Origin of the sequence: uncultured Demequina sp., from assembly GCF_913055775.1 — a bacterium.
Taxonomy (GTDB): Bacteria; Actinomycetota; Actinomycetes; order Actinomycetales; family Demequinaceae; genus Demequina.
In genome coordinates this window covers 1-2,616 of sequence record NZ_CAJXJX010000200.1, presented here as the reverse complement: position 1 = coordinate 2,616, position 2,616 = coordinate 1, and the positions used below count along the sequence as shown (strand labels likewise).

Genomic DNA, 2,616 nt, shown 5'->3' with positions numbered 1-2,616 from the left:
GCGATCAGGCCGCGATCCGCGGGGTCGATGTCCCCCTCGAGCTGGTCGGCCGCCTCCAGGTCCAGCATGGCCGGACGGCGGAATCGGGGCTCGGCCAAGGTCAGGCGTCCGTCGCCGGGGAGTCGCCGTCCGCGCCCTCGTCGAACGTCAGGCACACGGAGTTGATGCAGAAGCGGTCGCCGGTGGGCGTCTGCGGGGCGTCGGGGAAGACGTGGCCCAGGTGCGAGTCGCACGTGGCGCACCGCACCTCGGTGCGGATCATGCCCAGCGTCGCGTCCTCGGACAGCACCACGGCGTCGTTCTCCGCGGTGAAGAAGGACGGCCAGCCGCAGTGCGAGTCGAACTTGGTGGCGGAGCGGAACAGCTCGGCGCTGCACGCGCGGCAGCGGTAGACGCCCTCGCGCTTGTTGTCGAGCAGCTCGCCGGTCCACGGGCGCTCGGTGCCGGCCTCCCTGAGGACGTGGAATTCCTCGGGGCTCAGCTCCGCGCGCCATTCGGCGTCGGTCTTGGTGATCCGGGGGGTCATCGCCGCTCCTTCCATCGGTCTTCAGCCTACGCGCGTCGCACAGCGTGAACGCACGAGACGCCCGGTCCGCTGAGGGGGGTTTGGACCGGGCGCCACGTGCTCTCACCTGAAAGCGCTGCGCGGCCTCTCGCCGTGGCAGGTTCACCGTGTCTGACGCCGGCGGGCGCCGTTTTGTTCCCGACGGGGGCCGATGCGCGGGTCACCTGGCGATGCGTGCGCCCCTACCGCTCTTTATCATTCCTGGTACCGAGCCAAGTAAGGGCAACCTGACCAGCCGTGTTGGCTTTTTAGCAACTTACCGCTAGCGTAATTCCCGCGAGCGCCGCCGAGCGCGGCCCGCACTCGACGTCGAAGTCCTGAGAACCCTCATCTGACCCTGGAGAAACCATGCCTGTCGCCAAGACCCTGCGCGCCTCCGCGCTGTTCGCGGCCGCTGCCCTCACGCTCGCCGCGTGCGCCTCAGACCCCGAGACCGAGGAGAGCGCGGACGCCGCCGCTCAGGACCTCGACACGGCAGTCGAGGAGACCACCGACGAGGCTCCCACGGAGGTCACCGTCCAGACCGCGCAGGGCGAGGTCACAGTCCCGTTCCAGCCCGAGCGCGTGATCGTGGTCGAGCACGGCATCCTCGACACCATCGACGCGCTGGGCGCCGGCGACGCGGTCGTGGGCATCCCCCACCACGCGGTGCCGTCCTACCTGAGCGACTACACGACCTCGACGGAGAACACGGGCACGCTGTTCGAGCCCGACTACGAGGCCATCAACGCCGCCGAGCCGGACCTCATCATCGTGGGCGGCCGCTCGGCTGCGACGCTGCCCGAGATGGAGGCCATCGCGCCCACCATCGACCTGTCGTTCGGCTGGGGTTCCGAGGCGTTCCTGTCGAGCTTCGAGACCAACACCACCACGATCGGCGCGGTCTTCGGGCTCGAGGACGAGGCCGCTGCGGCTCTCGCCGAGGTCGACGCCGGCGTGCAGACCGTGGCCGCGGACGCCGCCGACGAGGGCGCCGGGCTGGTCGTCATGACCAGCGCGGGCGAGGTCTCCGCCTACGGGCCGTCCGAGGAGGGGCGCTTCGACTTCGTCTACAACCTGCTCGGCATCACGCCGGCGATCGACCAGGTCGCCATCGACGAGCACGGCGACGCGATCTCGTTCGAGTTCATCGCGGAACTGGACCCGGCGCTGCTGATCGTGCTGGACCGCGACGCGGCCATCGGCGAGGAGGGCGACTCCGCCCAGGCCGGGCTCGACAACGACCTCGTCAATGGCACCACCGCCGTCACCAACGGCGACGTCCTCTACGTCGACACCGAGAAGTGGTACCTGTCCTTCGGCGGCCTGACCGCCGTGGGCACCATCATCGACGAGGTCGGCTCGCTGGTCGGCTGATCCGCGTGACCTCTCGCACCACGAGCAGCGCGCGCCCGACGCGCGCCTCGCGCACCGCGGCCGTCGCCCCCTGGGCGGCGGCCGCGGTCGTGCTCGTGCTCGCCGTGGTGTCGCTGTTCGTCGGCGTCGCGGATGTCGACCTAGCCGGGCTATTCACGGACCCAGAGGCGCGCGAGGTCTTCCTCATCAGCCGCGTCCCGCGGACCGTGGCACTGCTGCTCGCTGGCTCCGCGCTGGCCGTCGCGGGCCTGATCATGCAGCACCTCGCGCGCAACCGCTTCGTCGCGCCCACCACCGCCGGCACCATCGACGCCGCGGGTCTGGGCCTGCTGACGGCGACCCTCGTCTTCGCGGGCGCGTCGATCATGACCAAGATCCTCATCGCGATGGTCTTCGCGCTGGCCGGCACCGCGCTGTTCATCGGCATCATCCAGCGCATCCAGTTCAAGGACGTCATCTTCGTGCCGCTCGTGGGCCTGCTGCTGGGCGGCGTGTTCGGCGCGATCGCCGAGTTCTTCGCCTACCGCAACAACCTCACCCAGACCCTGAGCGTGTGGATGAACGGCGACTTCTCCGGCGTCATCCAAGGCCGCTACGAGACGCTGTGGTTCGCCGGCGTCGTGGCGGTGATCGCCTACGTGTTCGCCAACCGCTTCACCGCCGCCGGCATGGGGCGCGAGTTCGCCACGAACATC

The 2,616-nt window shown here is 69.9% G+C and carries 3 protein-coding genes; 2 read left to right on the top strand and 1 reads right to left on the bottom strand.

Annotated features, from left to right (window positions below):
• Nucleotides 1–100 precede the first annotated feature (100 nt).
• Complete coding sequence (gene msrB, locus QZ483_RS13470; RefSeq protein ID WP_297084879.1) at nt 101–526, bottom strand: peptide-methionine (R)-S-oxide reductase MsrB; 426 nt, start codon at nt 524–526, stop codon at nt 101–103.
• Nucleotides 527–913: 387 nt separating this feature from the next.
• Here msrB and QZ483_RS13465 point away from each other — a divergent pair, with 387 nt between their 5' ends.
• Nucleotides 914–1,921 (top strand): siderophore ABC transporter substrate-binding protein, encoded by a 1,008-nt coding sequence (locus tag QZ483_RS13465; RefSeq protein ID WP_297084876.1) that lies wholly within the window; start codon nt 914–916, stop codon nt 1,919–1,921.
• A gap of 5 nt (nt 1,922–1,926) precedes the next feature.
• Nucleotides 1,927–2,616, top strand: a 690-nt coding sequence (locus QZ483_RS13460; RefSeq protein WP_297084874.1) for an iron chelate uptake ABC transporter family permease subunit, incomplete at its 3' end; no start/stop codon positions are given.

Excerpts from the sequence above, each read along its gene's own strand:
- msrB (WP_297084879.1), bottom strand. The coding sequence starts at position 526 with ATGACCCCCCGGATCACCAAGACCGACGCCGAATGGCGCGCGGAGCTG.
- QZ483_RS13465 (WP_297084876.1), top strand. The coding sequence starts at position 914 with ATGCCTGTCGCCAAGACCCTGCGCGCCTCCGCGCTGTTCGCGGCCGCT.